Origin of the sequence: Microbispora sp. KK1-11 (assembly GCF_006874435.1) — a bacterium.
Classification (GTDB): Bacteria; Actinomycetota; Actinomycetes; order Streptosporangiales; family Streptosporangiaceae; genus Microbispora; species Microbispora catharanthi.
On the sequence record NZ_VIRJ01000003.1, the window covers coordinates 131,557 to 157,305 of the forward strand.

Annotated in this window: 21 protein-coding genes; 11 read left to right on the forward strand and 10 right to left on the reverse strand. The window is 72.0% G+C overall.

The genetic code is table 11. From position 1 onward, the window contains the following. The 4 genes from rimO to FLW16_RS06065 all read left to right on the forward strand — a co-directional run bounded on the left by rimO (nucleotide 1) and on the right by FLW16_RS06065 (nucleotide 3,305). Nucleotides 1-1,413: a 30S ribosomal protein S12 methylthiotransferase RimO gene (gene rimO, locus FLW16_RS06050; RefSeq protein WP_142558484.1), complete on the forward strand. Its 1,413-nt coding sequence runs from the start codon at nucleotides 1-3 to the stop codon at nucleotides 1,411-1,413. Further along, nucleotides 1,410-2,204 carry a CDP-diacylglycerol--glycerol-3-phosphate 3-phosphatidyltransferase gene (gene pgsA, locus FLW16_RS06055; RefSeq protein ID WP_142558486.1) on the forward strand — a complete coding sequence of 265 codons (795 nt, stop codon included), beginning with the start codon at nucleotides 1,410-1,412 and terminating at the stop codon, nucleotides 2,202-2,204. The genes rimO and pgsA overlap by 4 nt, the downstream gene beginning before the upstream one ends. Next, entirely contained in the window at nucleotides 2,201-2,695 is a 495-nt protein-coding gene (locus FLW16_RS06060; RefSeq protein ID WP_142558488.1) for a CinA family protein, read from the forward strand. The genes pgsA and FLW16_RS06060 overlap by 4 nt, the downstream gene beginning before the upstream one ends. Before the next feature lie 253 nt (nucleotides 2,696-2,948). Next, on the forward strand, nucleotides 2,949-3,305 hold the full coding sequence (locus tag FLW16_RS06065; protein WP_142558490.1) for a helix-turn-helix domain-containing protein: 357 nt from the start codon (nucleotides 2,949-2,951) through the stop codon (nucleotides 3,303-3,305). 426 nt (nucleotides 3,306-3,731) lie between these two features. On the opposite strand, the gene FLW16_RS06070 is transcribed toward FLW16_RS06065, so the two are convergent. The 4 genes from FLW16_RS06070 to FLW16_RS06085 all read right to left on the reverse strand — a co-directional run bounded on the left by FLW16_RS06070 (nucleotide 3,732) and on the right by FLW16_RS06085 (nucleotide 7,373). Further along, complete coding sequence (locus FLW16_RS06070; RefSeq protein ID WP_185949307.1) at nucleotides 3,732-4,019, reverse strand: glyoxalase/bleomycin resistance/dioxygenase family protein; 288 nt, start codon at nucleotides 4,017-4,019, stop codon at nucleotides 3,732-3,734. Nucleotides 4,020-4,084: 65 nt separating this feature from the next. Further along, nucleotides 4,085-4,870: a DNA-formamidopyrimidine glycosylase family protein gene (locus tag FLW16_RS06075; RefSeq protein ID WP_142558494.1), complete on the reverse strand. Its 786-nt coding sequence runs from the start codon at nucleotides 4,868-4,870 to the stop codon at nucleotides 4,085-4,087. 34 nt (nucleotides 4,871-4,904) lie between these two features. Next, nucleotides 4,905-5,369 (reverse strand): Rrf2 family transcriptional regulator, encoded by a 465-nt coding sequence (locus FLW16_RS06080; RefSeq protein ID WP_079311982.1) that lies wholly within the window; start codon nucleotides 5,367-5,369, stop codon nucleotides 4,905-4,907. Nucleotides 5,370-5,435: 66 nt separating this feature from the next. Beyond that, on the reverse strand, nucleotides 5,436-7,373 hold the full coding sequence (locus tag FLW16_RS06085) for an endonuclease/exonuclease/phosphatase family protein (protein WP_142558495.1): 1,938 nt from the start codon (nucleotides 7,371-7,373) through the stop codon (nucleotides 5,436-5,438). A 232-nt stretch (nucleotides 7,374-7,605) separates the two neighbouring features. On the opposite strand from FLW16_RS06085, the gene FLW16_RS06090 reads away from it, so the two are divergent. Then, entirely contained in the window at nucleotides 7,606-8,784 is a 1,179-nt protein-coding gene (locus FLW16_RS06090) for an ROK family transcriptional regulator (RefSeq protein WP_142558497.1), read from the forward strand. Between the two features lie 143 nt (nucleotides 8,785-8,927). Here FLW16_RS06090 and FLW16_RS06095 read toward each other — a convergent pair whose 3' ends face one another. After that, complete coding sequence (locus FLW16_RS06095; protein ID WP_142558499.1) at nucleotides 8,928-10,166, reverse strand: multicopper oxidase domain-containing protein; 1,239 nt, start codon at nucleotides 10,164-10,166, stop codon at nucleotides 8,928-8,930. An 828-nt stretch (nucleotides 10,167-10,994) separates the two neighbouring features. Here FLW16_RS06095 and FLW16_RS06100 point away from each other — a divergent pair. After that, complete coding sequence (locus FLW16_RS06100; protein WP_142558501.1) at nucleotides 10,995-12,284, forward strand: OmpL47-type beta-barrel domain-containing protein; 1,290 nt, start codon at nucleotides 10,995-10,997, stop codon at nucleotides 12,282-12,284. 122 nt (nucleotides 12,285-12,406) lie between these two features. Here FLW16_RS06100 and FLW16_RS06105 read toward each other — a convergent pair whose 3' ends face one another. The 4 genes from FLW16_RS06105 to FLW16_RS06120 all read right to left on the reverse strand — a co-directional run bounded on the left by FLW16_RS06105 (nucleotide 12,407) and on the right by FLW16_RS06120 (nucleotide 17,233). After that, entirely contained in the window at nucleotides 12,407-13,912 is a 1,506-nt protein-coding gene (locus FLW16_RS06105; RefSeq protein WP_142558503.1) for a glycoside hydrolase family 3 protein, read from the reverse strand. Nucleotides 13,913-14,033: 121 nt separating this feature from the next. Next, nucleotides 14,034-14,885: a carbohydrate ABC transporter permease gene (locus FLW16_RS06110; RefSeq protein WP_139576133.1), complete on the reverse strand. Its 852-nt coding sequence runs from the start codon at nucleotides 14,883-14,885 to the stop codon at nucleotides 14,034-14,036. Continuing rightward, nucleotides 14,882-15,898 carry a carbohydrate ABC transporter permease gene (locus FLW16_RS06115; RefSeq protein ID WP_142558505.1) on the reverse strand — a complete coding sequence of 339 codons (1,017 nt, stop codon included), beginning with the start codon at nucleotides 15,896-15,898 and terminating at the stop codon, nucleotides 14,882-14,884. The genes FLW16_RS06110 and FLW16_RS06115 overlap by 4 nt, the downstream gene beginning before the upstream one ends. Before the next feature lie 3 nt (nucleotides 15,899-15,901). Next, nucleotides 15,902-17,233 carry a sugar ABC transporter substrate-binding protein gene (locus FLW16_RS06120; RefSeq protein WP_142558507.1) on the reverse strand — a complete coding sequence of 444 codons (1,332 nt, stop codon included), beginning with the start codon at nucleotides 17,231-17,233 and terminating at the stop codon, nucleotides 15,902-15,904. A 215-nt stretch (nucleotides 17,234-17,448) separates the two neighbouring features. Between FLW16_RS06120 and FLW16_RS06125 the strand changes: the two genes are divergently transcribed. The 3 genes from FLW16_RS06125 to FLW16_RS06135 all read left to right on the forward strand — a co-directional run bounded on the left by FLW16_RS06125 (nucleotide 17,449) and on the right by FLW16_RS06135 (nucleotide 19,813). Continuing rightward, the gene (locus FLW16_RS06125; RefSeq protein ID WP_142558509.1) at nucleotides 17,449-18,624 is read left to right on the forward strand and encodes an ROK family transcriptional regulator; all 1,176 of its coding nucleotides are present in this window, start codon (nucleotides 17,449-17,451) and stop codon (nucleotides 18,622-18,624) included. Nucleotides 18,625-18,640: 16 nt separating this feature from the next. Next, nucleotides 18,641-19,324 carry a M15 family metallopeptidase gene (locus FLW16_RS45900; RefSeq protein WP_312847122.1) on the forward strand — a complete coding sequence of 228 codons (684 nt, stop codon included), beginning with the start codon at nucleotides 18,641-18,643 and terminating at the stop codon, nucleotides 19,322-19,324. 207 nt (nucleotides 19,325-19,531) lie between these two features. Continuing rightward, the gene (locus tag FLW16_RS06135) at nucleotides 19,532-19,813 is read left to right on the forward strand and encodes a hypothetical protein (RefSeq protein ID WP_142558511.1); all 282 of its coding nucleotides are present in this window, start codon (nucleotides 19,532-19,534) and stop codon (nucleotides 19,811-19,813) included. On the opposite strand, the gene FLW16_RS06145 is transcribed toward FLW16_RS06135, so the two are convergent. Next, complete coding sequence (locus FLW16_RS06145) at nucleotides 19,742-24,898, reverse strand: DEAD/DEAH box helicase (protein WP_396685309.1); 5,157 nt, start codon at nucleotides 24,896-24,898, stop codon at nucleotides 19,742-19,744. The two genes, FLW16_RS06135 and FLW16_RS06145, sit on opposite strands and share 72 nt — an antisense overlap. Before the next feature lie 127 nt (nucleotides 24,899-25,025). Between FLW16_RS06145 and FLW16_RS44990 the strand changes: the two genes are divergently transcribed. Together FLW16_RS44990 and FLW16_RS06150 are read left to right on the forward strand one after the other, a co-directional pair. Then, complete coding sequence (locus tag FLW16_RS44990) at nucleotides 25,026-25,160, forward strand: hypothetical protein (protein WP_260614946.1); 135 nt, start codon at nucleotides 25,026-25,028, stop codon at nucleotides 25,158-25,160. Nucleotides 25,161-25,205: 45 nt separating this feature from the next. Beyond that, on the forward strand, nucleotides 25,206-25,694 hold the full coding sequence (locus tag FLW16_RS06150; RefSeq protein WP_142558513.1) for a VOC family protein: 489 nt from the start codon (nucleotides 25,206-25,208) through the stop codon (nucleotides 25,692-25,694). Nucleotides 25,695-25,749 lie beyond the last annotated feature (55 nt).

Genomic DNA, 25,749 nt, shown 5'->3' on the forward strand with positions numbered 1-25,749 from the left:
ATGTCTTCTCGCCGAACCGTATCGCTGATCACGCTGGGCTGCGCCCGCAACGAGGTCGACTCCGAGGAGCTGGCCGCGCGGCTGGAGGCCGCCGGCTGGCACACCGATGACGACGATCCCGACATCGTCGTCGTCAACACGTGCGGCTTCATCGATTCGGCGAAGAAGGACTCCATCGACACCCTGCTCGCCGCCGCCGACTCGGGCGCGAAGGTGGTGGCGGCGGGCTGCATGGCCGAACGGTACGGCGCGCAGCTCGCCGACGCCCTGCCCGAGGCGACCGTGATCTCCTTCGACGACTACGCCGAGATCGGGGAGCGTCTCGACGACGTCCTCGCGGGCAGGCCGCTGGTCCCGCACTCGCCGCGGGACCGCCGCACGCTCCTGCCGATCACGCCGGTGGAGCGCGCGGCCGCCCGGGCCCACATTCCCGGTCACGCCCAGGAGGACCCGCTGCCGGAGGGCGTCGCCCCCGCCAGCGGCCCGCGCACGCTGCGCAAGCGGCTCGGCTCGGGGCCGGTGGCCTCGCTGAAGCTGGCGTCGGGCTGCGACCGGCGCTGCACGTTCTGCGCGATCCCGGCCTTCCGCGGCTCGTACGTCTCGCGCCGCCCGGAGGACCTGCTCGCCGAGGCCGCCTGGCTGGCCGGGCAGGGCGTCAGAGAGCTCGTGCTGGTCAGCGAGAACTCCACGTCGTACGGCAAGGACCTGGGCGACCTGCGCGCGCTGGAGAAGCTGCTGCCCCCGCTGGCCGCGACCGAGGGCATCGAGCGGGTGCGGGTCAGCTACCTGCAGCCCGCCGAGCTGCGGCCCGGGCTGCTCGACGTGATCGCCTCCACCGAGGGGGTCGCGCCCTACTTCGACCTGTCCTTCCAGCACGCCAGCGGGACCGTGCTGCGGCGGATGCGCCGCTTCGGCGACCCCAAGCGGTTCCTCGACCTGCTCGCGCAGATCCGCGACCGCGCGCCCGAGGCGGGCGTCAGGTCCAACTTCATCGTGGGGTTCCCCGGGGAGACCCAGGAGGAGTTCGACGAGCTGGTGGCCTTCCTGGAGGAGGCCAGGCTGGACGTCATCGGCGTCTTCGGCTACTCCGACGAGGAGGGCACCGAGGCGTACGGCTTCGAGGGCAAGCTCGACCAGGACGTGATCGACGAGCGGGTCGCGACGCTGACCGAGCTCGCCGAGGAGCTGACCGCCCAGCGGGCCGAGGAGCGCATCGGCACCGAGCTGGAGGTCCTGATCGAGGAGGACCTCGGGGACGGCGGGTACGAGGGCCGGGCGGCGCACCAGGGCCCCGAGGTGGACGGTGCGGTCACGGTCCAGGGGATCGGCCTGGTCCCCGGCCAGATCGTCCAAGCGGTCGCCGTCGACTCCGAGGGGGTCGACCTCATCGCCCGGATCAAGGCAGGCACATGACGGAGCGCGGTGAGCCGCCGGTGGACGTGGCGGGCCCGGGAGAGGTGACACCGGAGCCCGCGGCGCCGCCGGTCGCCGCCGTGTCCGCCGCGTCGGTGGCGATACCGGCGCCCGTCCCGCAGACGGGGCCGGGCATCTCGCAGGAGCCGGACTCGGGATCCGTGGCCGACGGCCTCACGGCGCCGGAGCCGCCGCCCGCCGGCGCGACCGGAGCGGGCGCCGGAGACGGCACGACGCGCCATGTCAGCACCTGGAACATCGCGAACGCCCTGACCATCGCCCGGCTGGCGATCGTCCCCGTCTTCACCGTCTTCCTGTTCGTCGAGGGGGAGGCCTGGCGCCTGGCGGCCCTCGGCGTCTTCCTGCTCGCGTCCCTCACCGACCAGCTCGACGGCTGGCTCGCCAGGAAGTACGCGCTGATCACCGACTTCGGGAAGATCGCCGATCCGATCGCGGACAAGGCGCTGATCGGCGCCGCGCTGCTCAGCCTGTCGTACCTCGGCGAGATCCCGTGGTGGGTCACCCTGGTGATCATCGCCCGTGAGGCGGGAGTGACGCTGCTGCGCTTCCTCGTGATCCGGCACGGGGTTATCCCGGCCAGTTACGGGGGCAAGGTGAAGACCGTGTTGCAGATCGTGGCCATCGCGCTCTACATCGTGCCGGCGGTGCCGGATCCGATCAGGTGGGTGGCCATGGGCCTCGCCCTGGTGGTCACGGTGGGGACCGGCGCCGACTACGTGGTGCGGGCGGTGCGGCTGCGGCAGGTGGCGAGGAGCGCGCGAAGCCGATGATGGGCGTGGCGAGCGAGGTGCTGTCCCTGCTGGTCCGCCAGGGCGCGACGGTCGCCGTGGCGGAGTCGCTCACGGGCGGCCTGATCGGGGCGTCGATGACCGGCCCGATGGGGGCCTCGGCCGCCTTCAGGGGCGGGGTGATCGCCTACGCCACCGATCTCAAGGCGAGCGTCCTCGGCGTGCCGTCCGACCTCCTCGACAGGGAGGGAGCGGTGCACCCCGACGTGGCCGCGGCCATGGCCACGGGGGTGCGCAAGCTCACGGACTCCGACTACGGCCTGGCGGTGACCGGGGTCGCCGGCCCCGATCCCCAGGACGGCAAGCCGGTCGGCACGGTCCACATCGCGCTGGCGGGACCGGGAGAGCGGCTCTGGCACCGCGACCTGCGGTTGACCGGAGACAGGGACGGGATCAGAACTGCCACCTGTCAGGAGGCGTTGATCCTGCTGGAAGGTGTGCTTAAGGCAAATTTGGGGGAACATTCGGGGTGATTACCGCGTTACGTCCCCAGCGAACATGCTCGCCTCGGTCTGCCGCGGTGTCGCCCTCTACAGGTACGGTGGAGCTGTGAGTGAGGTCCGTGAGCCAACGGCGAGGAGCAAGACAGGCGCACGCCCGGCGAAGGGGCCGAGCGAACCCATGATGACGGCGAGGCGTATGTACGAAGGGCAGATGAAGAAGGGGCGACATGAGCCCACCGCGAGAGGCGTCGTGAAGGCGCCCCCCTTGGGGAGGGAGCGACAGATGATCCTGCTGCGTCAGCTGCTCGGTGACGTACTGCGGCGGCTGAGGGTGCGGCAGAATCGCACCCTTCGCGAGGTCTCCACTCTGGCGCGTGTCTCACTCGGCTATCTGTCCGAGGTCGAGCGCGGTCAGAAGGAAGCCTCCTCCGAGCTGCTCGCCTCGATCTGCGGCGCGCTCGGGGTCCCGCTGTCCCAGGTGTTGCGCGAGGTGTCCGACCAGTTCGCGCTGGCCGAACTGCAGGCCGCCCCCGTGCTGGCAGAGGTGCCCGAGCACGAGCGCCTGCCCATCCCCGAGACCGTCCCGTCAGGGCCGGAATTCGAGGGCTTCCCCGAGGTCAAGGACATGGTCGCCGCCTAGGCGGCGTCTCGGCGCCCCGCCGTGCCGGCGGCCGGCGTCTCCGCGACTTCGCCTGACCGTCCCCGCAGGCCTCGTAAGACATGGCCCCGCAGGCCCCATAAGACACGACTCGATAGGACACGCCCGGCAGAAGGCCAGGCGTGGCCCGCGCTCGCAGTCCGGATCGACCCGGACCCGGGTGCCCTGTCCCGATCCCAGGGGCGGGCGCCTGGCCCCCGCAGGCCCGTTCCCGTTTCGTGCGTCCGTTACGACGTGCCCGTTCGGCCGCGTTCGCGCTTGGCCGCGCTCGTCCACTCTCCGCGGTCTCGTCTCGGTCCCGTGGTCGTCCTCACGCCCCTCGGCCGCGTGGGCTCTCCATACGGCTGTCCGCTCGCGGCCCATCCCCGGCTTCCGTCCCGGGGCCGCCCTCGCCGCCGGCCGCCGTGATCACGATGCCTGGATCTCGACCACCCTGCCGTCCGGGTCGGTCACGAGGTGCCTGCCGGGCTCCAACCGCGGCTCGGCCCCGGCGCCGTCCAGATGGAGACCGAGCCGTACGGCTCCGGTCCTGCGCTCGGTGGTCGCCGGGTACAACTCGAACACGGTGCCGTCGGCCAGGACGGCGGCGTAGTGCCGCGGGCCCCGGCCGTGCCGCTCCCGGGTGAATTCGACGCCGAGTGCGCCGTAGAAGGCGCGGCACTCCTCCAGCCGGTCGGTGTACAGGACGAGCAGCATGACGCGGGCGGCGGTGGGCGGCACGGGATCCCCTTCGTGTCTACGCACCGCCCTATTGTCGGTTCTCAGTCCCGCTGGCAGGCGGGGCACCAGTAGATCAGCCGCTCGGCCGGCTGCGGTCCCATCTCCCCGCCGCTGATCGGGCTGCCGCAGCGGCGGCACGGGCGGCGTGCCCTGCCGTAGACGAGCAGCGACCGCCCGGGGCGCGGATCGCCCGTCGTCACCGGGAGCGGCGCGTCCTTGCTCGCGTCCATCAGACGGTGGGCGACCGCGACCAGCGCCTCCAGTTCGTCCTGCGGGATCGACCCCACCGGACGCCACGGGGACATCCGCGCGGCGTACAGCGTCTCGGCTCGCCAGATCGTGCCGATGCCCGCCAGATCGCGCTGGTCGAGCAGCGCCTCCCCGATCGACCGCCGCGGAGCGCGCAGCAGGTTCCGTACGGCGAGGGCGGCGTCCCAGTCCGGCCCGAGCAGGTCGGGGCCGAGATGCCCCACGACCCGCTCCTCGCGGTCGGTCGGCACGAGATCGACCATCCCCAGCCGCGTGCCGACCGCCTGCCACTGGATGTTGGCGAGGATCAGCCGGACCACGTCGCCCCTCGGCGCCGGGCGGCCCGCCGGGTCCACCCGCCAGCTTCCCTCCATGCGCAGGTGGGTGTGGACGGTGAGCCCGCCCTCCACCCGGGTCAGGAGGTGCTTGCCCCGCGAGACCGTCGTCAGCACAGTCCGGCCGCGCAGATCGGCGGTGGCGTACCGGGGCACCCGGAAGTCGCTGCGCGTCAGCCTCCGGCCGTCGAGGGCCTGCCTGAGCCGCTTGGCGGTCCGGTAGACGGCGTCACCCTCCGGCACGGCTCTCCTCCCGGGAGGATCGGGTTCAGGCGGCTCACACCGGCATGTGCGAGTCCCACGCCGCCGGGTCGGCGGCGAGTTCGGTCACCCGGGGCGGCAGCTCGCCCTTGGCGATCTGCTCCAGGGTGACCTCTTCGAGGATGGCCCGCTCACTCGCCCGCAGCGCGATCCACACCTGCTGCAGCGCCTGGGCGGCGCCCTGGTAGCCGACATGCTCGGGCCGCTCGCCCCGCACGTTGGCCAGCGGCCCGTCCACCGCGCGGATCACGTCGGCGAGCGAGATCTGACTGGCGGGCCGTGCCAGGACATAGCCCCCCTCTGGGCCCCGCTGCCCGCGCACCAGTCCGGCGCGGCGCATCTGCAGCAGGATGTTCTCCAGATATTTGGGGGGCATCTCCTGCTCCTTGGCCAGCTCGCCCACCGTGGTGGGTCCCTCACCCGCCGCGGCGAGTTCGGCGGCGGCACGGAGGGCGTAGTCGACACGGGCAGAAAGTCGCATGTAGTCGATTATCCCGCCTGGTTGGCATCGGTAGGACGCCCGCCTGCCAACTCGGCCCCTCCGGGCCTAATCCAGGCGGAGCCGTACGACGAGCGGGAGGTGGTCGGAGAACGGAACCCGGGGCGCGTCGGCCGCCACCGCGGTGAGTCCATCCGAGATCAGCACGTGGTCGATGCGCCGCACCGGGGCGTCGGCGGGCGAGGTCGGCGGGTCGCCGAGCGCCCGCAGGGGGTCGGACAGGCCCGCGGCCTCCAGCACGCGCATCTGGGGGTCGGACGGCGTCGTGTTGAGGTCTCCCGCCACGATCACCGGCCGCGGGCCGGCCACTCCGGTGCCGGGTGGGAGGGCGTTCGCGGCGAGCCGCCGGGCGATCGCCGCCACCTCGGGCGCCTGCCCGCGCGGCTCCTGCAGGTGCGTGTTCACGATCCCCACCTCGTGGTCGCCGATTTCCAGCACGATCGACTGGGCCTGGGCGCCGGTCGGGTATCCGTGCCGCCCCAGCGGGGTCGAACCGATCTCGGTGACGGGCAGGTTCGTGAGCAGCGCGTCGCCCCAGAGGCGGTCCGCGGCGGGGGCGAAGTAGTAGCGCATGCCCAGGCCGCGGGCGATCCTCGCCAGGTCGTCGTGCCCGCCGTTGAGCAGCCAGCCCCGGTCCACCTCGCTGAGCAGCACCACGTCGGGACGCCGCGTGGCGGCCCAGGCGGCGACGCGGTCGAGGTCGAGCCGCCCGCCGAGCCCGAAGCCCATCCGGATGTTGTACGCCACGAGCGTGAACTCGTTCCCCGTGATCGTTTTGTTGGCGGACGGCGACTGCCAGGTGAGGAGGCCGGTCAGCAGGGCCAGCGACACCGCGATCGACCCCCATCGGTGCGGCCCCCGCCGCACAGCCTGTCCATCGATCCCGGCGGCCCGGTGCCGCGGGCCTCTCCGTATGGCGACGGCGGCGACCAGGACGGCGACCGCCACCGGGACCAGCGCGTTGGGGAACCCCAGGTCGGCGTCGAAGGCCGCGTAGTAGAGGAACGCCCCGGCCAGGAACACGAGCATCCCGCCCAGCACCGCGACGCCCCCGCGCCCGCCCGCGCTCTGCGCGGTGGCGGCCGGGTTCTGCGCGGTGGCGGCCGTGTGCCGCCCGGCGGCGCCCGCGCAGGCCCCGAGGGCGACCGTCGTCACGAGGGCCGGCAGGCCCTGCACGCCGGCCTCCGCCGCCGCCACCCCGGCGACCAGGAAGAGCCCGGCCGTCCAGCCCCGCGACGTGGTCCAGGCGTAGACGGCGGCCACGCACAGCGCCGCGACCTGGAGCGCGATCGCCAGGGCGGTGAAGGGCGCGCTGTGCCGGCCGGTGTCCTGCGCGAGTATGGCCGGGCCGCCGCAGTACATGCCGGCGAGCATGAGCATCGGGCCGAGGGCGAACCACACGGCCGCGGGGGCGGGGGCGGGCGACGCGGGCGAGAGCCGTACGGCCCACAGGAAGGCGGCGCAGAGGGCCACGACGGCGAGCCAGGGGAGCGGCCCGCCTCGCCAGACGAGGTCCACCCGGTCGAGGGCCAGATGGAGGATCGACGCGCCGGCCAGGCCGCCGATGAGCCCGGCCGGCACCCACGTGCCCGTCACCGTACGCGCGCAGCCGTACAGGAAGACCAGGCCCGCCGTGACCCCGGCGGAGGCGAGCAGAAGCTGGGGTGTGCCGCCGTCCGCGGCCTGCAGGCCGAGCCGGGCCGCGACGAGCGCCACCGCGCCCGCCATCGTGACAACCCGGGGCGAGGTGAGCCGCGCCACGGGGACGGCGGCGAACGGCAGGACGAACCACAGCGCGGCGTACATCCCCATGCTCGCGGGGTCGGTCTCGCCCGCTCTGCCGTAGAGGGTGATGAGGGACGGCAGGAACACCCGCACCACGTCGAACAGGAGCACGACGCCCGTCACGAGCATGACCGGTGGCCACGGGGGAGCGGGACGTCCGCGGGTCGGTGTGGTGTGCGGTTGCCCGGCCGTCTCGGTCATGGCGCTCCCTTCGGGCTCATATGAGCCATCCTCATGAAACGTGGGAGCGTTACCAATAACGTCGACCTGGGGCGATCCCCCGCGCTTGTCCGCTCGCTAAGCTTGCTTTAAACCTTGTTATTCATTCACGGGCGTGCATGACCGAAGCGCCACCGGGGGCCGAGCGAACCGGAGGAGCGTGGGTGGGCGCACCGACGGCGAGCCGGAGACTCAGACGATGGGAAGCAGGAGCATGGAGCGACGTCCTGGCGTGCCCCGGCTGCTCCGGGAGATCAACGACCGGGCCGCCCTGGAACTGCTGCTCGCCTCGGGTCCCCTGACGCGCGGCCAGATCGGGGAGCTCACCGGCCTTTCCAAGGTCACCGCGTCCCAGACGCTGGCGCGTCTGGAGGAGCGCGGCCTGGTGGAGGTCGTGGGGGAGCAGGCGGGCAACCGGGGCCCCAACGCCGCGTTGTACGGCGTGATCGCCTCCTGCGCGTACGTCGCGGGGCTCGAGGTGGGGCCCGACCGGGTGTCGGCGGCGATCGCCGACATCAACGGCGACGTGGTGGCCGAGGTGACGGCCTCCCCCGAGGGGCAGGACGACCCGGTGTCGCTGGTGCACGCGGCCGTGGTGAAGGCATGCAGAAGCGCGAAGGTGGCGCTGTCGCGGCTGCGCGGCGTGGTCATCGGCACGCCCGGCGTCGTCGACCCCCGCACCGGCGATGTGCGGTTCTCCTTCGACCTGCCGCAGTGGCACGAGGGCATCCACGAGGCGCTGGCACGCGACCTGCGCCGGGACGTCACGATCGAGAACGACGTCAACCTCGCCGCGATCGCCGAACGGGCGAAGGGCTCCGCCCAGGAGGTGGACGACTTCGTGCTCGTGTGGGTGGGCCGGGGCATCGGCCTGGCCGTCGTGCTGGGCGGACGGCTGCACCGCGGCCGTTCGGGCAGCGCGGGGGAGATCGGCTACCTCCCGGTGCCCGGAGTGCCGCTCGCCGACGACGTGAGGGCGGTGCCCGGACGTCTGCCGTCGCTCGGGGGCGGCCTGCAGTCGCTGGTCAGCTCCGAGGCCGTCACCGAACTGGCCCGCGGGCACGGCTTCGCTGGGGACACCGCCGCCGACTGCGTGACCGCGGCCGTCGCGGCCGGGGCCGCGGGCGAGCCCCTGCTCGACGAGGTCGCCTCGCGGCTCGCCCTCGGCGTGGCGTCGGTGTGCGTGGTGCTCGACCCCGGCCTCGTGGTGCTGGCCGGAGAGGTCTGCCGGGCCGGCGGGGCGGCGCTGACCACCCGCGTGGAGGAGGCGGTCGCGCGCATCTGCCCGGTCCCGCCGCAGGTCGTCACGAGCCAGGTGGAGGGCAATCCGGTGCTGCGCGGCGCCGTCCTCGCCGCGCTGGACCAGGCCCGTGAGGAGATCTTCACGGCGTAGGGAGTGCGTCCAGCCGAAGCCCCTACCTGTTCGGCCCTATGACGGCGTCGCCGTTACGAGCCGTCCATGGAGTGGCCCGGCACGTTCCCGTTCACGTCGTTATGGTTCCCTTCGCGCAGGAAAGAAGGGATTTCGAAACCGGGTCAGCCGCAGCTGGTCGCGTTGTAGCCGGTCTCGTAGGACGTGGTGACCTTCTTGCCGTTGATGGACGAGGTGCCCGTGACGGTGACCTTGCCCGCGCCGATCTGCGTGGCCCGCGCGTTGAAGGACTGGTACGCCTGCTTGCCCGGGGCCACGTCGGCCACGGTTCTGGAGCCGTACGGGGTGGTCAGCGTCACGGTCGTCGGCACGTCGCCGTCGTTGACGGCCGTGACCGCGACGTACGCCGACGTGCCCACGCAACGGGACGAGGCGGTAACGGTCAGCGGCACTTTCTCGCTCGCGGTGCCGGTCACCGTGAACATCCCGGCCATTCCCATGTCGGAGTGGCTCTGTACGTGGCAGTGGTACATCCACATTCCGGGGCCGACGCGTTCACCGGCGATGACCTGGAAGCCGAACGACTCGGCGGGTCCTGTGGTCTTGGTGTCGATGATCCGGCTCTGGTCCTGTGGGTCTTTCAGCATGCCGGTGCGGTTGTCGGCCCAGCGGTGTCCGTGGATGTGGAAGGTGTGGAAGAGGTTTCCGTGGGCGATGACGATGAACTCGACGCGTTCGCCGAGTTCGGCGGTGAAGTCGGGTGCCTGGGTGAGGTTGTTGGTCTTCATGTCGTTGAAGACGACGGTGAAGGTCTTGTCCGGGAGTATGTCGCCCGTGCGGCGTACCACCAGTGGCCCGTAGAGTCCGCGCAGGATGCCGCCCGTGCCGTGGTCGGTTCCCACGACGTGGTCGTGGTAGTGCCAGTAGCCCGCGCTGCCGGGCTCGATGGTGCCGTCCGGGCGGGTGGCCGGGGTGTGGGTGCGCCAGGTGTAGAGGTACCGGCCTCCCGGTTCCACCACGCTGTTGTTCATCCGCGTGCCGTCGCTGGTCGTTTCGTAGTCGACTCCGTGCGCGTGCAGGCTGACGGTCACGTCCGTGTTGTTGACCAGCTCGATTTCTAGGGTCTCACCCTCGATCATCTCGATGAGGGGGCCGGGGATCGTGGGCTTGCCGGACTCCAGGCCGTAGCCCATCTGACCGTCCGGCAGGGTGTCGGCGTAAAGGGTGATGCGGCGGACGTCGCCCGGCTCGCCGGCGGTCTTGCCTGCGGTGTTCTCGGGTGATTGCGCGGTGGCCTGACTCGCCACGGCGAAAGGCGCGATCGCGGCGGCTGTCGCCGCGGTGGTGGTGAAGGCGCGCCGGGAGAGCAGGCGTCGCGTCACATCGGTGCTTTTCTCGGTCATGGTTCCCAATCGGTGACGGCGCTCGCCCGCGCGGCGAGCTGGGGGTGGTCCGTGATGCCGGCGGCGAGCCGGCGGATACGACGTGGGGGTCGAGATCCCAAGGCCGGCCCGCGGAGCGCCGGGCATGCCGATCCGGAGGAATTCGCGCAGGTGTAGGGGCACTTCCATCGATGCGTAACGAGTCTTTAGCTGATTTCTGCGGTAAGTATGGTAACGAAGTAGTGAACTTAGTAATGGATGTGGACTAAATGCGGCCAGACTGTTACGTTTCCAGCCGAAGCGCCTGAGGAGCGGCCACCAGCCTCTGAAGGGATGGAGGACGTCACGGCACCGACGCCGTCGCCGGGAATGATCGATCGGCGCAGGGACGAGGAGCTCGACAGGGTCGGCGCCACGTCCGACGTCGGCGAGCCCGGTGACCACTGCGGCTGATCAGGTAGTTCTTCCGAAGGTTGCTGTGCCCCCCACAACCGAAGGAGCGGACGATGGGCCGAAGAGACCTCTTCGCACACCCCGGCCACCCGCCCGGCGCCGCGCCGTGATCATAAGGGAAACGTCGCCCTGACTCCGGGCGTGGCGACGCCGCCCGTCATGGCCGCCCGACCTGCCACCGCTCCGAGGCCGACCCCGCCCGGCCGAGTTCCGCGACGCCCGTGTGCGCGAGCTCGCCCGCCCGGCACGCCCTCCGAGTGACGTCGGCCGAAGCGCGATGTCCGCCGGCCGACGCATCAGATCATGAGAGGTACACGGTATATGCGCATCAGATCTTTCTCGGGCTTCCTCAGTGATTTGCGGAGGGCGCTCAGAGCCCCTGCCACGCTCGGACGCATGGCCCTGGTGATTGCGGCAGTGGCACTGCCGACGGTGTGGCTGTCGGGAGTCGGAGCCGCGGCACAGGACCAGAGTCAGCAGGTCGGCCAGGTGGCGGAGCAGACGCTCGTCTGGACCGCCGACAACAGTTACACCGAGTACAAGTCCGCGCCGACCACGGCGACGGCCGGCCCTGCGACGATCATCTTCGAGACCAACGCGTCGACCGGCAACACCTCCGGGATGACGCACACGCTGACGTTCGACGTCTCCAGCCCCGGCTACAACCACGACGTCAACGTCAACATCGTCTCCAGCCCCTTCGACACGAACGGGGGCAGGCACGAGGTTCAGGTGAACCTCACCCCTGGGACGTACCGCTACTACTGCGCGATCCCCGGTCACTCGGGAATGGTCGGCGAGATCGTGGTCACCAGCGCCGGTCCCACCGACACGACGCCGCCGCAGGTGTCGGCGTCGGTGTCGGGCGAGAAGAACGCCGATGGCGACTACGTGGGTTCCGCCGCGGTGACCATCTCCGCGACCGACACCGAGTCCGGTGTGGACACGGTGGAGTACGCCCTGGACGGTGGCGCGTTCCAGGCCTACACGGCTCCGGTGCCGGTGAACCAGGTCGGCGAGCACACTGTGCGGTACCGGGCCGCCGACAAGGCCGGTAACACCTCTGAGGTGCAGTCGGTGACGTTCACGGTGGTGGCCCCGCAGCCGAAGGACACCACCCCGCCGACGGTGTCGGCGGCCGTGTCCGGCACGAAGGACGCCGATGGCGACTACGTGGATTCCGCCACGGTGACCATCTCCGCGACCGACACCGAGTCCGGTGTGGACACGGTGGAGTACTCGGTCGACGGTCAGCCGTTCGCGTCGTACACGAAGGCGCTTGTGATCGACCAGCCGGGGGCGCACACCGTGAGCTATCGGGCGACCGACAAGGCCGGCAACACCTCCGACGTCGCCACGGCCGACTTCACGGTCGTCGTGGCGCCGCCGCCCGCCGAGACGCCGCTGACCGTTACCGCCTCGTCCCGTTGCGTGGGCACGTCGGCGTACGTCGCGGTCACGGCGGTCAACGACGGCGACGTGCCGGCGACCGTGACGCTGACCACCTCGTACGGCTCCAGAACCGTGGCCGACGTGGCCTCGGGCAAGCAGGCGTACCAGTCCTTCAACGCGCGGGCCACGCAGATCGGCGCGGGCAAGGTCACCGTCACGGGCACCTCGTCCATCGACGGAAAGAAGGTCACCACGTCCTACGAGACCGGCTACAGCGCGACCAGCTGCGGCTGACCGGGCCGGCGTGGCGATCACGGTGTACGTGCCGGGGACGCCGCCGTAGTGAACAGGGGCCGACCGGCCGATGGGCCGGTCGGCCCCGCCCTCTAAAGCCCCGCCCTCTAAAGCCCCGCCCTCTACAGCCCCGCCACCGAGGGACCATCGCTCAGCAGCTCCACCGCGGCCTGGGCGTTGGCGCGGGCCGCGCCGTACGTCGCGATGTAGGCCCCCGCGCCGGGCCGCCAGATCGGCAGGCCCATCTCCATCACGACGGCGTCCGGGCGGGCGGCGAGCAGCTCCGAGATCAGCTCGCGGCTGTCCTGGTGGCGGTGGGCGTCCTTGACGACCACGATCAGCGAACGCTGCCCGGCCCGGCCGATCAGCGCCCCGGCGTCGGCCTCCGCGGGCGTGACCCGGACGATCTCGGCCTCCGGCAGCCACGGCGCGACCCCCCAGGGCACCTCGCCCACCGCGATCGTCGGCGGTGTGTCGATCTCGACGACGAACGGGTCGACCAGCGGCCCCGCCGAGCCCGTCAGCGACACGGCGCGCCGGGCGGCGGCGAGACCGATGACGTCGTCCTCCACCACCGTCGTACGCGAGGCCTCGAACCAGTCGCGCAGCCGCTCCACCCGCGCGGCGGCCTCTTCCAGCCGCTCGGCCGCGAGCCTGCCCTCGGCGACGGCGTCGACGATGTGGTCCACCATGCCCCGTACGTCGTCCGGAGTGGGCAGCGGCCCGAGGCACAGCAGGTCGGCGCCCGCGGCCAGGGCCCGCACCGCCCCTTCGGCGAGCCCGACGCTCCCGCTGATCGCGTGCATGTCGAGGGCGTCGGTGAGCACGACGCCGTCGTAGCCCAGCTCGCGGCGCAGCAGCCCGGTGAGCGCCTGCGCGCTGAGCGTCGCGGGCAGGTTCCCGGTCAGCTCGGGGACCGCCACGTGGGCCGTCATGATCGACTTTGCTCCCGCCTCGATCGCCGCGAGGAACGGGACCAGCTCGCGCTCCCTCAGCAGGTCGAGCGAGGCGTCCACCAGCGGGATCTCCAGGTGGGAGTCCTGATGGGTGGCCCCGTGGCCGGGGAAGTGCTTGACGCAGGCGGCGATCCCGGCCGACTGAAGGCCGCGTACGGCGGCGACCGTGTGCCGTGCCACCAGGTCCGGCGACGAGCCGAACGACCGGGTGCCGATGATCGGGTTGTCGTCGGCGGTGTTGACGTCGGCCACCGGGCCCATGTCGAGGTTCACCCCGCACCGCGCCAGGTCCGCGGCCATCGCGTGGTAGACCCGCTCGGTCAGGGCCACGTCGTCCACCGCCCCGAGCGCCGCGTTGCCCGGGTAGGCGCTCCCGGTGTGGTAGGCCAGCCGGGTGACGTCCCCGCCCTCCTCGTCCAGGGAGACGACCGGGCGGCCCGCCTCGTTCAGGCGGGCGCTGAGCGCGGCGACCTGCTCGCCGCCCGCGACGTTGAACCCGAAGAGGCAGACGCCGCCCAGACCGTCCTCCAGGCCGCGCAGGACCCAGTCCGGCGCGGTCGTGCCCTGGAACGAGATCAGCAGTGCGCCCGCCGCGAGCCGGTGCAGGCCCGGGTCGCCGGTACGCGTGGACAGGTCGGCGGCCCCCGCCAGGGGGTCGCGGGTGGCGGACATGGTGTCTCGGCTCCTTAGGTGACAGTGGGAGTGAGGGCGCGCGGGCAGGGCCCGTACGGCCACCGGATGCGGTGGCCGTACAGGCGGCCTTCAGGAGAGCGGGGTGCCGGTGGCGGCGGGGTTATCCCTTGACCGCGCCCGCGACGAGGCCGGAGACCATCCGCCGCTGGACCAGCAGGAAGAAGACGAGGACCGGGATGGTCATCAGGGTGGAGGCGGCCATGATGCCGCCCCAGTCGGTCGAGCGCTGGCCGACGAAGAACTGCAGCGCGACCGGCATCGTGTACTTGCCCTGGTCGCCGATGAGGGTCAGGGCGTAGACGAACTCGTTCCAGGTGGTGATGAACGCGAAGATGCTGGTCGCGACGAGACCGGGCGCGACGAGCGGGAACAGCACCCGCCAGAACGTGGTGAACCGGCCCGCGCCGTCGATCCAGGAGGCCTCCTCCAGCTCCTTGGGCACGGCCGCGACGAACGTGCGCAGCATCCAGACCGAGAACGGCAGCGTCAGGCCGACGTTGATGATGATCAGGCCGAGCAGCTGGTCGTACAGGCCGAGCCGCTTGACCATGGTGAACAGCGGGATCAGCAGCGCCTCGGCCGGCACCATCTGCACGATCAGCAGCAGGATCAGGAACGAGGTGCGGAACCGGAAGCGGAACCTGGCCACCGCGGTCGCCGCGAGCAGCGCGAACACCGCGCCGAGCACGACGGCGCTGAGCGCCACGAGCGTGCTGTTGAACAGGTACTGCCAGATGGAGTGCCCGGCGACGCCCTTGGTGAAGACCCGCGAGATGTGGTCCATCGAGGGCGGGCTGGGGAACGGGATGAAGCTCGTGGTGAAGATCTGGTCGTTCGGCTTGAAGGCCGTGGTGACCATCCAGTAGACGGGGAAGACCGCGAAGAGGAACACCACGACCCCGGCCGCGTTCAGCGCGGCCCGTCCGAGCCTCCTGCGGGCGAGCGGGCTCATCGGATGTCGTCCTCCGTCTTCACGATCTGACGCACGTACACGAAGGTGATCAGCAGCAGGATCACGGTCAGCACGACCGCGATGGCGGCGCCCAGGCCCATCTTCGGCGGGCTGCTGAACGCCTCGGCGTAGCTCCACAGCGACAGGTTGAACGCGTCGCGGTTCACCGTGCCGCCGGCCAGCAGGTAGAGCTGCGTGAAGACCTTGAAGTCCCAGATGATCGACAGCACGACCAGCACCGAGAACACCGGCTTGAGCAGCGGAAGTGTGATCCTCCTGAACGTGAGGACCGCGCCCGAGCCGTCCATCTTCGCCGCCTCGTACAGCTCGGAGGGGATGCTCTTGAGCCCCGCGAGTACCGACACCGCGATGAACGGGAACGACGCCCACACCACGGCCACGATCAGCACGAAGTAGAGCGTGAGCGTGTCGTTGAACCACGGGTGCCCGCTCCAGTCGGCGCGGCCGAACACCAGGTTCGACAGCCAGTCGGGCAGGAGGTTCAGCGTCCAGTTGACGATGCCCGAGTCCGAGTCGAACAGCCACTTCCACACGATCGCCTGAGCGGTGGGCGGGGTGGCCCAGGCGGCCATGATGCCGACGATCACGAAGGTCGACATCTTCGGGCCGAGCTTGTTGAGCAGCAGGCCGACGAGGGTCCCGAGGACGAGCGTCAGCGCGACGGTGACGATGGCGAACAGCACCGTGTTGCGCAGCGACGACCAGAACAGGTCCGAGTCGAGGATCTGCGAGTAGTTGTCCCAGCCGACGAACTCGGCGGGCGCGGGGTTGACGGCCTTGATCTGCCGGAGCCCGACCTTGTGGAAGGACATCTCGACCATCTGGTACAGCGGGTAGAGCAGCAGCACCGCGATGACCAGGAAGCCGGGCAGGAGCAGAACGTACGGGACGGCCTTCGGGGAGAGCCCCGACCTGCGCGTCCGCTTGCGACTGCGCCGCGACGGGGCGGAGGTGTCGGCTCCGCCCCGGGCGAGGGTTGACGAGTGAGTCATGATCTACTGGTTGAGGATCGTCTCAAGCTCGGTGTTGGCGTCCGTCAGAGCCTGGTCCACGTTCTTCTTGCCCTCGATCACCTCGCGCGCCGCGTTCTGCAGCACCGCCTTGGTGTCGTTGGCCTCCGCCCAGTTGGGGCTGGCCGGGAAGCCCTTGGCGACCTTGAAGGTGTCCGTGAACGGCTTCTGGGCGGGGTCGTTGCCCATCTCCGCGAGCGCGTCGGGGTAGAGCGGGAGCAGGCCGCCCTCCTTGGCGTACCGGACGCCGAACTCCTTGCCCGCGGCGAGCTTGACGTACTCGAGGGCGAGCTCGGGGTTCTTGGCGTCCTTCCAGACGGCGATGTCGTTGCCGCCCTGGAAGGCCGGGGCCGGGCCGGAGCCGTCCTTGGCGGGCAGCGAGAAGAAGCCCATCTTCGACTCGTCGACCTTGCCCTTGCTCTGCTCCTTGATGGCGGCGATGTCCCAGCCGCCGGTGACGTACATGCCGACCTTGCCGGCGGCAAAGCGCTGGGCGATGTCGACGGAGTTCTGCGTCAGGCGGCCCTTGCCGGACACGCCGTCCTTGGCGACCAGGTCCGTGTAGAACTGGAAGCCCTCCTTGAAGGCCGGCTGGGTGAGCTGGCCCACCCACTTGCCGCCCTCGAACTTGGCGAAGTCACCACCGGCGGACCAGACGAACGGCGACAGCGACATGTTCGCGTCGGAGCCGCCGTTGAAGGCGAAGCCGTCGACGTCCTTGCCCTGCTTGTCCACGATCTTCTTGGCCGCGGCGACCAGGTCGTCCCAGGTCTTCGGGACCTCGATGCCGAGCTTGTCGAACCAGTCCTTGCGGTAGAGCACGGCGCGGGTGCCGCCGCCCCACGGCACGGCGTAGATCTTGCCGTCGATGGTCTCGTAGCTCCACAGGTTCTGCGGGATCTGCTGGAGCTCGGGGTCGCTCTTCGCGGCGTCGGTGATGTCGGCGAGCGCGTCCTGCGCCACCCAGGCGGCGACCTGGTCGTTGCCGAACTCGGTGACGTCCGGGCCCTCGCCGCCGGCGAGCGCGGTGGTCCACTTCTTCTGGGCGTCGGGCCAGGGGATCCACTGGACCTTCGCCTCGGCGCCCGTCTTCTCCTTGAACTTGGCGTTCAGGTCGTCCATGTATTTGGTGAAGACGTCGGTGGGGGCACCGAGTCGCCACACGGTAAGAGTCTGGCCCGCGAACTTCGGACCGTTCGCGGCGGCGGAGGCCGTCGGGGCGGTCGTGCTTCCGGAGTCGTCGCTTCCGCAAGCGGCGAGTCCCAGGGCCAGGGCAGCGGTCGCAGTGGTCGCGACCGCGATCTTCACGATCTTCACGATGGGTCTCTCCCTTCCCGGCTTCGCGTCGGGGGTGCGCCTCGTGGGGGGTGTCGGCTGGCCGCTCACCTGCTGGAAGGCGCTCTCCTTTCGGTCGGCGCTCTGGCGTCCCGAGGCTGATCGGTTGCCTCCGGGCTGGCTGGCGATAAACTAACAAGAAACTTTCTTATAAAAAAGACCGCGTTAGCGGATCGTGACGAGAGGGGAACCAGCCGGTGCCTCAACGACCGGGTACGCCTCGGCTGCTTCGGCAGATCAACGACCGCGCGGCATTGGAACTCCTCATCTCCAGAGGCCCGCTGACCAGGGCCGAGTTGGGAGAGCTTACCGGGCTGTCCAAGGTCACATCCGGCCAGCTCCTGGCCCGGCTGGAGACGCGCGGGCTGGTCACCGCCGCGGGGGAGCGCCCCGGCGGACGCGGCCCCAACGCCGCGCTGTACGGGGTCAACCCCTCCAGCGCGTACGTCGCCGGGCTGGAGGTGCTGCCGGACAGCGTCACGGCCGCCGTCGCCGACATCACCGGCACGGTCGTCGCCCAGGTGACCGTGGACCCGAGCGAGTCCCGCGATCCCGTGGGCATCGTCCACGAGGCCGTCCAGCGGGCCTGCGGGACGGCCGGGATAGAGCTCACCCGGCTGCGCTGCTTCGTCATCGGCACACGCGGAGTGGTCGATCCGCTCACCGGCGACGTGCGCTACTCGGTCGACCTGCCCACCTGGCACGTCGGCATCCTGGCCGGGCTGCGCACCCTGCTCGGCGAGTGCGTGATCATCGAGAACGACGTCAACCTGGCGGCCCTCGCCGAGCAGACCTACGGCGCCGCGCGCGGCGCCGACGACTTCGTGATCCTGTGGACCGGCGTCGGCCAGGGCCTCGGCGTCATGCTCGGCGGCCGGCTGCACCGCGGCATCACCGGCGGCGCGGGCGAGATCGGCTGGCTGCCCGTCCCCGGGGAGCCGCTGCCGAGCGCGGTCACCGCGCCGCAGACCGGCTCCTTCCAGCGCCTCGTCGGAGGGGAGGCGTTGTGGAACCTGGCCCGCTCGCACGGCCTCGCCGCCCCGGACATGCGGGACGCCGAGGTGGCCGACCTGGTCCGTACGGCCATCGACGCCGGCAACGAGGAGTTCGTCGAGGACCTGGCCGGACGGCTCGCGGTCGGGGTCGCGGCGGTCTCCGTGGTCCTCGACCCGGGACTCGTCGTGCTCGGCGGCGGTGTGGGCAGGGCCGGCGGTGTTCACCTCGCGGAGCGCGTCGAGGAGGCGGTGGCCCGGGTGTGCCCGAGCCGTCCCACGGTGGTGGCGACCGGAGTGGAGGGCAATCCAGTTCTCATGGGTGCGATCGTCGCGGCTTTGGACCGAGCGCGTGAAGAGGTCTTTTCGGACACCGTCTGACGATAGGTTGATCCTTGTGCCCGACTCTCCGCGTGATCGCTCCGCCGTGCCCGGCCTCGCCGAAGGTCCCGTGCTCATCTCCGACCCCCGCGTGACCTCGATCGGCGTGAGCGAGTGCGGGGAGAAGCTGAGCGACGTACGGGGGCGGTTGCGGGTGGACGGGCGGCTGGCCGATCCCGCCGGGGCCTACGCCCACCTGCGCGAGGGCCTGCTCACCCGTCTGGAGGAGGCACAGGAGCGCCTGCCCGCCGGGTGCAACCTGGTGGTGGTCGAGGGCTACCGCCCGCCGGCGCTGCAGACGAAGTACTTCGAGGAGTACAAGGACGAGTTGCGGGCGGCGTTCCCCCGGATGTCGGGTGCGGAGCTGCACGTCGCCGCGAGCCGGTACGTCTCGCCGATCGAGGTGGCCCCGCACACGGCGGGCGCGGCCGTCGACCTCACGCTGTGCGACGACGACGGGACGGAGCTCGACATGGGGACGGCCGTCAACGCGACCCCCGAGCAGAGCGGCGGCGCGTGCTACACCGCCGCCCCCGTGGGAGCCGAGGCCCGGCGCAACCGCGACGTGCTGCGCGCGGCCCTGGAGGCGGCCGGGCTGGTCAACTACCCGACCGAGTGGTGGCACTGGTCGTACGGCGACCGCTACTGGGCCATGACCCGCCGCGCCCCGGCCGCCATCTACGGCCCCGTCGAGCTGTAGGGATTCACCCCCCACCCGGTGCTTCGGGACGTCGCAGCGAGGCGGGCGCGCCCGTGGACACGGTGCGCCCGGGCCGGCTGTGAAACGTCCGGCCCGACAGCGCCGTGTTGTTCGTCGCGGCCAGCGTGGTGATCGGTGTCGGCGTCGGCTTCGCGATGTTCGGCGCACTGCGCACCGTCGGCGCCGCCGGGCGGCCGGGCACAGGTCATGGCCGCCTTCTACATCGTCGCCTACGGCGCGATCTCGCTGCCCGCCGTCGCCGCGGGGTTCGTCGTGCACCGGCTGGGAGCGGCGGCGACATTCCAGATCTTCGGCGCGGGCATCGTCGTCGTCTCCGTCGGCACCCTGCTGCCGGCCGTGGCGCGGCACCGCGCCCGGAAGCGGGCCGCGGACGTGACCACGCCGGCCGGCCTTCGGTCAACCGCGGATGCGCAGGCCACGGGGAGTGGGGTGGAACCCGGCGGCTTCCAGGGCTTCCGCCAGGGGTGAGTCGGTGATGGCGGTGCCGTCGGCCCGCTCGACCGTCAGCTTCCCCAGGGCTCCCCGCTTGACGGCGACCGCCAGGGCCTGCACGGCCGGCCGCAGGTCCTCCTCGGGCCCGGACGAGAGCAGGGTCTTCCCGCCGCGCTCCACGTAGAGGATCAGCGCGCCCTCCACCAGCACCACCAGCGCGCCGGCCTTGCGGCCCGGCTTGTGGGTCACGTCGTCCGCGCGGTCCGGCCAGGGCAGGGCCGCGCCGTACGGGTTGGCCGGGTCGGTCGCCGCGAGCACGACCGCACGGCGGGGCGGCGGCGGGGCGGGGATCGACCACAGGTCCTCGGCCGGAGCGGGACGCGTGGAGGACATGGCGCGCATGCGGTCGACCGCGCCCGGCAGGGCGAACTGGGCGCCGCCCAGACCTTCGACGAAGTAGCCCCGGCGGCACCGGCCGCTCTCCTCGAACGCGCGCAGCACCTGGTAGACGGAGGAGAAACCACCGGGCAGGCGCTCGGCCGAGATGCCGCCCCGCGTCAGCACGCCGTGCCGCTCCAGCAGCACTTCGGCCTGCGCGTGGGCCCGCTGGGTGGCGTCGGCCGACGGCGAGGGCAGCAGCCACCATCGGCCGCTCACGGTCGGCGGGCCGCTTCTCGTCGGCAGCACCGCGCGGCGCCGCCTGGTCGCCGACGGCCGGTGGGCGGGCCGCCCGGTGCCCAGCGTCGAGCGAAGCGGGGCGAGCGTGTCGCCGGTGACCCGGCCCGCCCAGACGAGGTCCCACAGGGCCGCCGCGAGCGTTGTGTCGTCCGGCACCGCGCTCGCACGCGCGGCACCCGCCGCCTCGTCCGTGACCCGGCCGAGGATTCTGGCCCGGCGGGCCGAGGCGGCGTCCTGGCCGGACAGGGACGGCGCCTCGTCGCCCAGTGCCGCCGCCGCGATGCGGTTGGACAACTCGCGGAAGAACAGCGCGCCGCCCCCGCTCAGGATCTCCAGGATCTGCTCGTGCAGCGGAGTCATGGTGATCTCCGGCGGCGTGGGGAGCAGCAGGGGCGCGGTGTCGGCGAAGTAGAGACCGACCCACCCGTCGCCTCCGGGCAGGGACCCCTGGCCCACCCAGACGACCTCCCCGGACGAGGTCAGCTCGTCGAGCAGCGCGGGGGAGTACCCGGGCACTCGCGCGGGGAGCACCAGCGACTCCAACGCGGAAGCAGGGATGGCCGCTCCCTGCAAGCGTTCGATCGCCGTGATCAGAGCGTCCATGGCCCGCGCCGAGCTGGGGCCCTCCTGCCGCACCGGACCCGCGTGCCACCCCTCGGGCCGCGCTGTGTTCCCCTGCCGCGCCGGGCCCTCCCGCCACGCTGTGTTCCCCTGCCGCGCCGGGCCCTCCTGCCACGCTGTGTTCCCCTGCCGCGCCGGGCCCGCGAGCCCGGTCCTGCCGCCGTTGCCGCCCGGTCCGCCGCCGGTCGGCGTGAGGCTCTGGGGGACGATGCCGTGCCAGGCGGGCAGGAACGCCGCCAGCGTCTCCGGGGGGACCGGTTCGACCTCCTTGCGGAGCCGCGCCAGCGACCGGCGCCGCAGCATCCGCAGCACCCCGGCGTCGCACCACTCCTCGCCCCGGCCCCCGGGGCGGAACTCGCCCGCGACCACCCTGCCCGCCGCCGCGAGACGGCGCAGCGCCTCGTCCACCACCGCGACGCCCACGCCGAAGCGCGCGGCGGCCGTGCCGGAGGAGAAAGGCCCACGGGTGCGGGCGTGACGCGCGACCAGGTCGCCGAGCGGATCGGGGGCGGCGGCCCGGCCCGGTCCGCCGGACCCACCGGAGAGGGGAGCTTCGAGGAACTCGTGCGGGACGCCCACCGGCAACGGCACCCCGAGCGCGTCGCGCAGGCGCCAGGCGTCCTCCACCGCGGCCCATTGCTCGTGGCCCGCCACGCGTACCCGGATGGCCCGGCGCGCCCGTTCCAGGTCGGCGAGCCAGCCGGGGTCTCCTTCGCGGATCGAGACGTCCTGGGCGAGCAGCGGGCCGTGCGAGCGCAGCAGGTCGGCGAGGTCCTCGGCGTCGCGCAACGGCCTGTCCAGCCGCGCCAGCTCCCGCTCGGTCTCGGCGACGACATCCGGGTCGAGCAGCTCCCGCAGGTCGGCCTGCCCCATGAGCTCGGCGAGGAGTGAGGTGTCGAGGGCGAGTGCCTGCGCCCGCCGCTCGGCCAGCGGCGCGTCACCCTCGTACATGAACGCGCCGATGTAGTTGAACAGCAGCGACGCCGCGAACGGGGACGCCTGGGAGGTCTCCACCTCGACCACCCGCACCCGGCGGGCGGCGACGTCCCGCATGAGATCCACCAGGCCCGGCACGTCGAAGACGTCCTGCAGGCACTCCCGCATCGTCTCCAGCACCACCGGGAACCCGGCGTACTTGCTCGCGACGCCGAGCAGGTGGGCCGCCCGCTGGCGCTGCTGCCACAGGGGGCTGCGCCTGCCGGGCGAGCGGCGGGGCAGCAGGAGGGCGCGTCCCGCGCACTCCCGGAACCGCGAGGCGAACAGGGCGGAGCCTCCCAGCTCCTCGATCACGACCTGCTCGATCTCCTCGGCGTCGAACACCGCGACGTCGGTCGGCGCGTCCTCGAAGGTGTCGGGCACGCGCAGCACGATGCCGTCGTCGGAGTGGACGGCCTGGACGTCGACGCCGTACCGCTCGCGCAGCCGCCGTCCGATGGCGAGTGCCCAAGGGGCGTGGACCCGCGCGCCGAAGGGGGAGTGGATCACCACACGCCAGTCGCCCAGCTCGTCGTGGAACCGCTCGACCACGAGCGTGCGGTCGTCGGGGACATAGCCCGTCGCCTCCCGCTGCTCGGTCAGGTAGGCGAGCAGGTTGCCGACGGCGTAGTCGTCGAGCCCCGCCGCGCGGATCCGCTCGCGCGCCGACGCCGCCTCGCCCCGGCCGCCCGCCCCCGCGGCCGACAGCTCGCGGAGGAACGCGCCGATGGCCCGGCCGAGCTCGGCGGGCCGGCCCGGCGCGTCTCCGTGCCAGAACGGCAGCTTGCCCGGCTGCCCGGGGGCGGGGGAGACCAGGACCCGGTCGGCGGTGATGTCCTCGATCCGCCACGAGGTCGCGCCCAGCACGAACACGTCGCCGATGCGGGACTCGTAGACCATCTCCTCGTCCAGCTCGCCCACGCGCGACGCCTTGTCGCCCACCAGGAAAACGCCGAACAGCCCGCGGTCGGGGATGGTGCCCCCGTTGGTCACCGCCAGGCGCTGGGCCCCGGGGCGGCCCTGGAGGGTGCCCGTCACCCGGTCCCACACGATGCGCGGCCGCAGTTCGGCGAACTCCTCGCTCGGGTAGCGCCCGGCGAGCATGTCGAGCGTCGCCTCCAGCGCGCCGCGCGGCAGCGTGGCGTACGGCGCGGCCCGGCGCACCAGCGTCTCCAGCGAGTCGACCGTCCACTCGTCGAGCGCGGTCATCGCGACGATCTGCTGGGCCAGCACGTCGAGGGGATTGCGCGGATAGCGGATCTCCTCGATCTGCCCCGTGCGCATGCGCTCGGCCACGACGGCCGTCTGAACGAGGTCGCCCCGATACTTGGGGAAGATCACGCCGCGGGACACCGCCCCGACCTGGTGCCCGGCGCGGCCGATGCGCTGCAGGCCGCTCGCCACGCTGGGCGGCGCCTCGACACAGGCCACCAGGTCGACCGACCCCATGTCGATGCCCAGCTCCAGGCTGGAGGTGGCGACCACCGCGGGCAGGCGGCCCGACTTCAGCGCCTCCTCGATCTGGGACCGCTCCTCCTTGGAGACGGAGCCGTGATGCGCCCGCACCACCTCGGGGATCGCGCCGCCCGAGGCTCCCGCCTGCGCCATCATCTCCGACGGCATGGCCGCCGGGCCGGTCCGCCGGGCATCAGGCCATGGAGACTCCGTCCGCCCGGTGTCCCCGTGCGGGCTGTCCCCAGGCGCGCCGTCCGCGCGCTGGGCGTCAGGTCCTTCGTGCCGGTCCGACCATTGCGCGTGCAACTCCTCGAAGGCATCCGACCAGTGGACCGGATCCGCCAGGTCCGGGCTCGCCCCCTCGCCCGGCGCGGGTGCGGTCCGCCGTTCCCAGGCGAGCTCGTTGAGCCGGGTGCACAGGCGCTCGGACAGACGCCGCGAGTTGGCGAAGACGATCGTGGACCGATGGGCCTCGATCAGGTCGAGGAGGTGCTCCTCGACATGCGGCCAGATGCTCCTGCGGTGCTCCGGCGACTCGCCGTCGGCGCCGGGAGGAGGCGGCGCCAGCTCGGTCATGTCCTCCACCGGCACCACGACGTCGACCTCGATGACCTTCTCGGAGGGCGGCTGCACGACCGTGGCCGGGCGGGACCCCCCGAGGAACGTCGCCACCTCCCCCACCGGCCGTACTGTCGCCGACAGCCCGATGCGCTGGGCCGGAGCGGGCAGCAGGGCGTCGAGCCGCTCCAGGGTCAGCGCGAGGTGCGCCCCGCGCTTGGTCCCCGCGACGGCGTGGACCTCGTCCACGATCACGGTCTCGACGCCGCGCAGCGCCTCGCGCGCCTGCGAGGTGAGGATCAGGAACAGGGACTCGGGCGTCGTGATCAGGACGTCGGAGGGCCGGGCGGCGAAACGGCGCCGCTCCTCGGCGGCGGTGTCTCCGGATCGGATCGCCACCGAGATGTCGGGGGCGGGCAGGCCCATCCGCAGCGCCGTCTGCCGGATGCCCGTGAGCGGGGCCCGCAGGTTCCGCTCGACGTCCACCGCGAGGGCCTTCAAGGGGGAGACGTACACGACCCGGCAGGGCCGGGGCGGCTTCCCGTCGTCCTTCCGGCCGCGTCGCGCACCGCGGCGGCCGCCGGGCCGCCCCACCTCGGCTCCCGGCGAGAGCGGGGCCGTCGTGTGCTCGACGGCGAGGCGATCGATGGCCCACAGGAAGGCCGCGAGCGTCTTGCCCGATCCGGTGGGAGCGACCACGAGCGTGTTCTCACCCCGCGCGATCGACGACCACGCGCCCTCCTGCGCGGCGGTCGGCGTCGCGAAGGCGCCGGTGAACCACTCCCTGGTCACCGGGCTGAAGCCGTCGAGCGCACCCACCTGCCCATCATGCATCGCGCCACCGACAGAAAACGCCGCGCCGCCATCCCGTCACCAGGTGACAGGCAAGTCCTGGGCAAGCCGGCCCGGGCAGGCTGAGCCCGTACGACACGACCACGATCCTTCGACGAAGGGAAACGAGATGTTCGGCAGGACGAGCCGCACCGACCGGCAGGACCTCGCCCATCAGGCCCGCCAGGCGCGCGAGTCGCGGTACGAGGCGCTGCGGGCGGAGCGCGTGGAATGGGTGAGCCGGCGAAAATGGATGCTCCCCTGACCCCGGGTGGCATGAGATGCCGCCATCAGGACAATCTTCCTCAGTATGGAAATCGACTACGCGGCCATCGAGGCGGAGCGCGCGCGGATCCGCGCGCGCTACCTGAGCGAGCGCCGTGCCGCAAGCAGCGCGAGGGGCCTGCACCACTTCGCGCTGATCTCGTCCGACGTCGAGCGGACGATCCGCTTCTACCACGAGCTCCTCGAGTTCCCGCTGACCGAGATATTCGAGAACCGCGACTACCGCGGGTCCAACCACTTCTTCTTCGACATCGGCAACGGCAACCTGCTGGCGTTCTTCGACCTCCCCGGCCTCGACCTGGAGCCGTACAAGGAGGTCCTCGGCGGGCTCCACCACATCGCGATCTCCGTGGAGCGGGCGACGTGGGAGCGCCTGCGCGGCAAGCTCGACGCCGCCGGTGTGCCCCACCAGGTGGAGAGCGGCAGCTCGATCTACTTCCAGGACCCGGACGGCGCCCGGCTGGAACTGCTCGCCGACCCGCTCGGCGAGATGTACGGCACCCGCGTCATGTGACGCCGTCTCCTGCCGTGGGGCAGTGATCGCGACGCCGCGGCCGGGACGGGACATC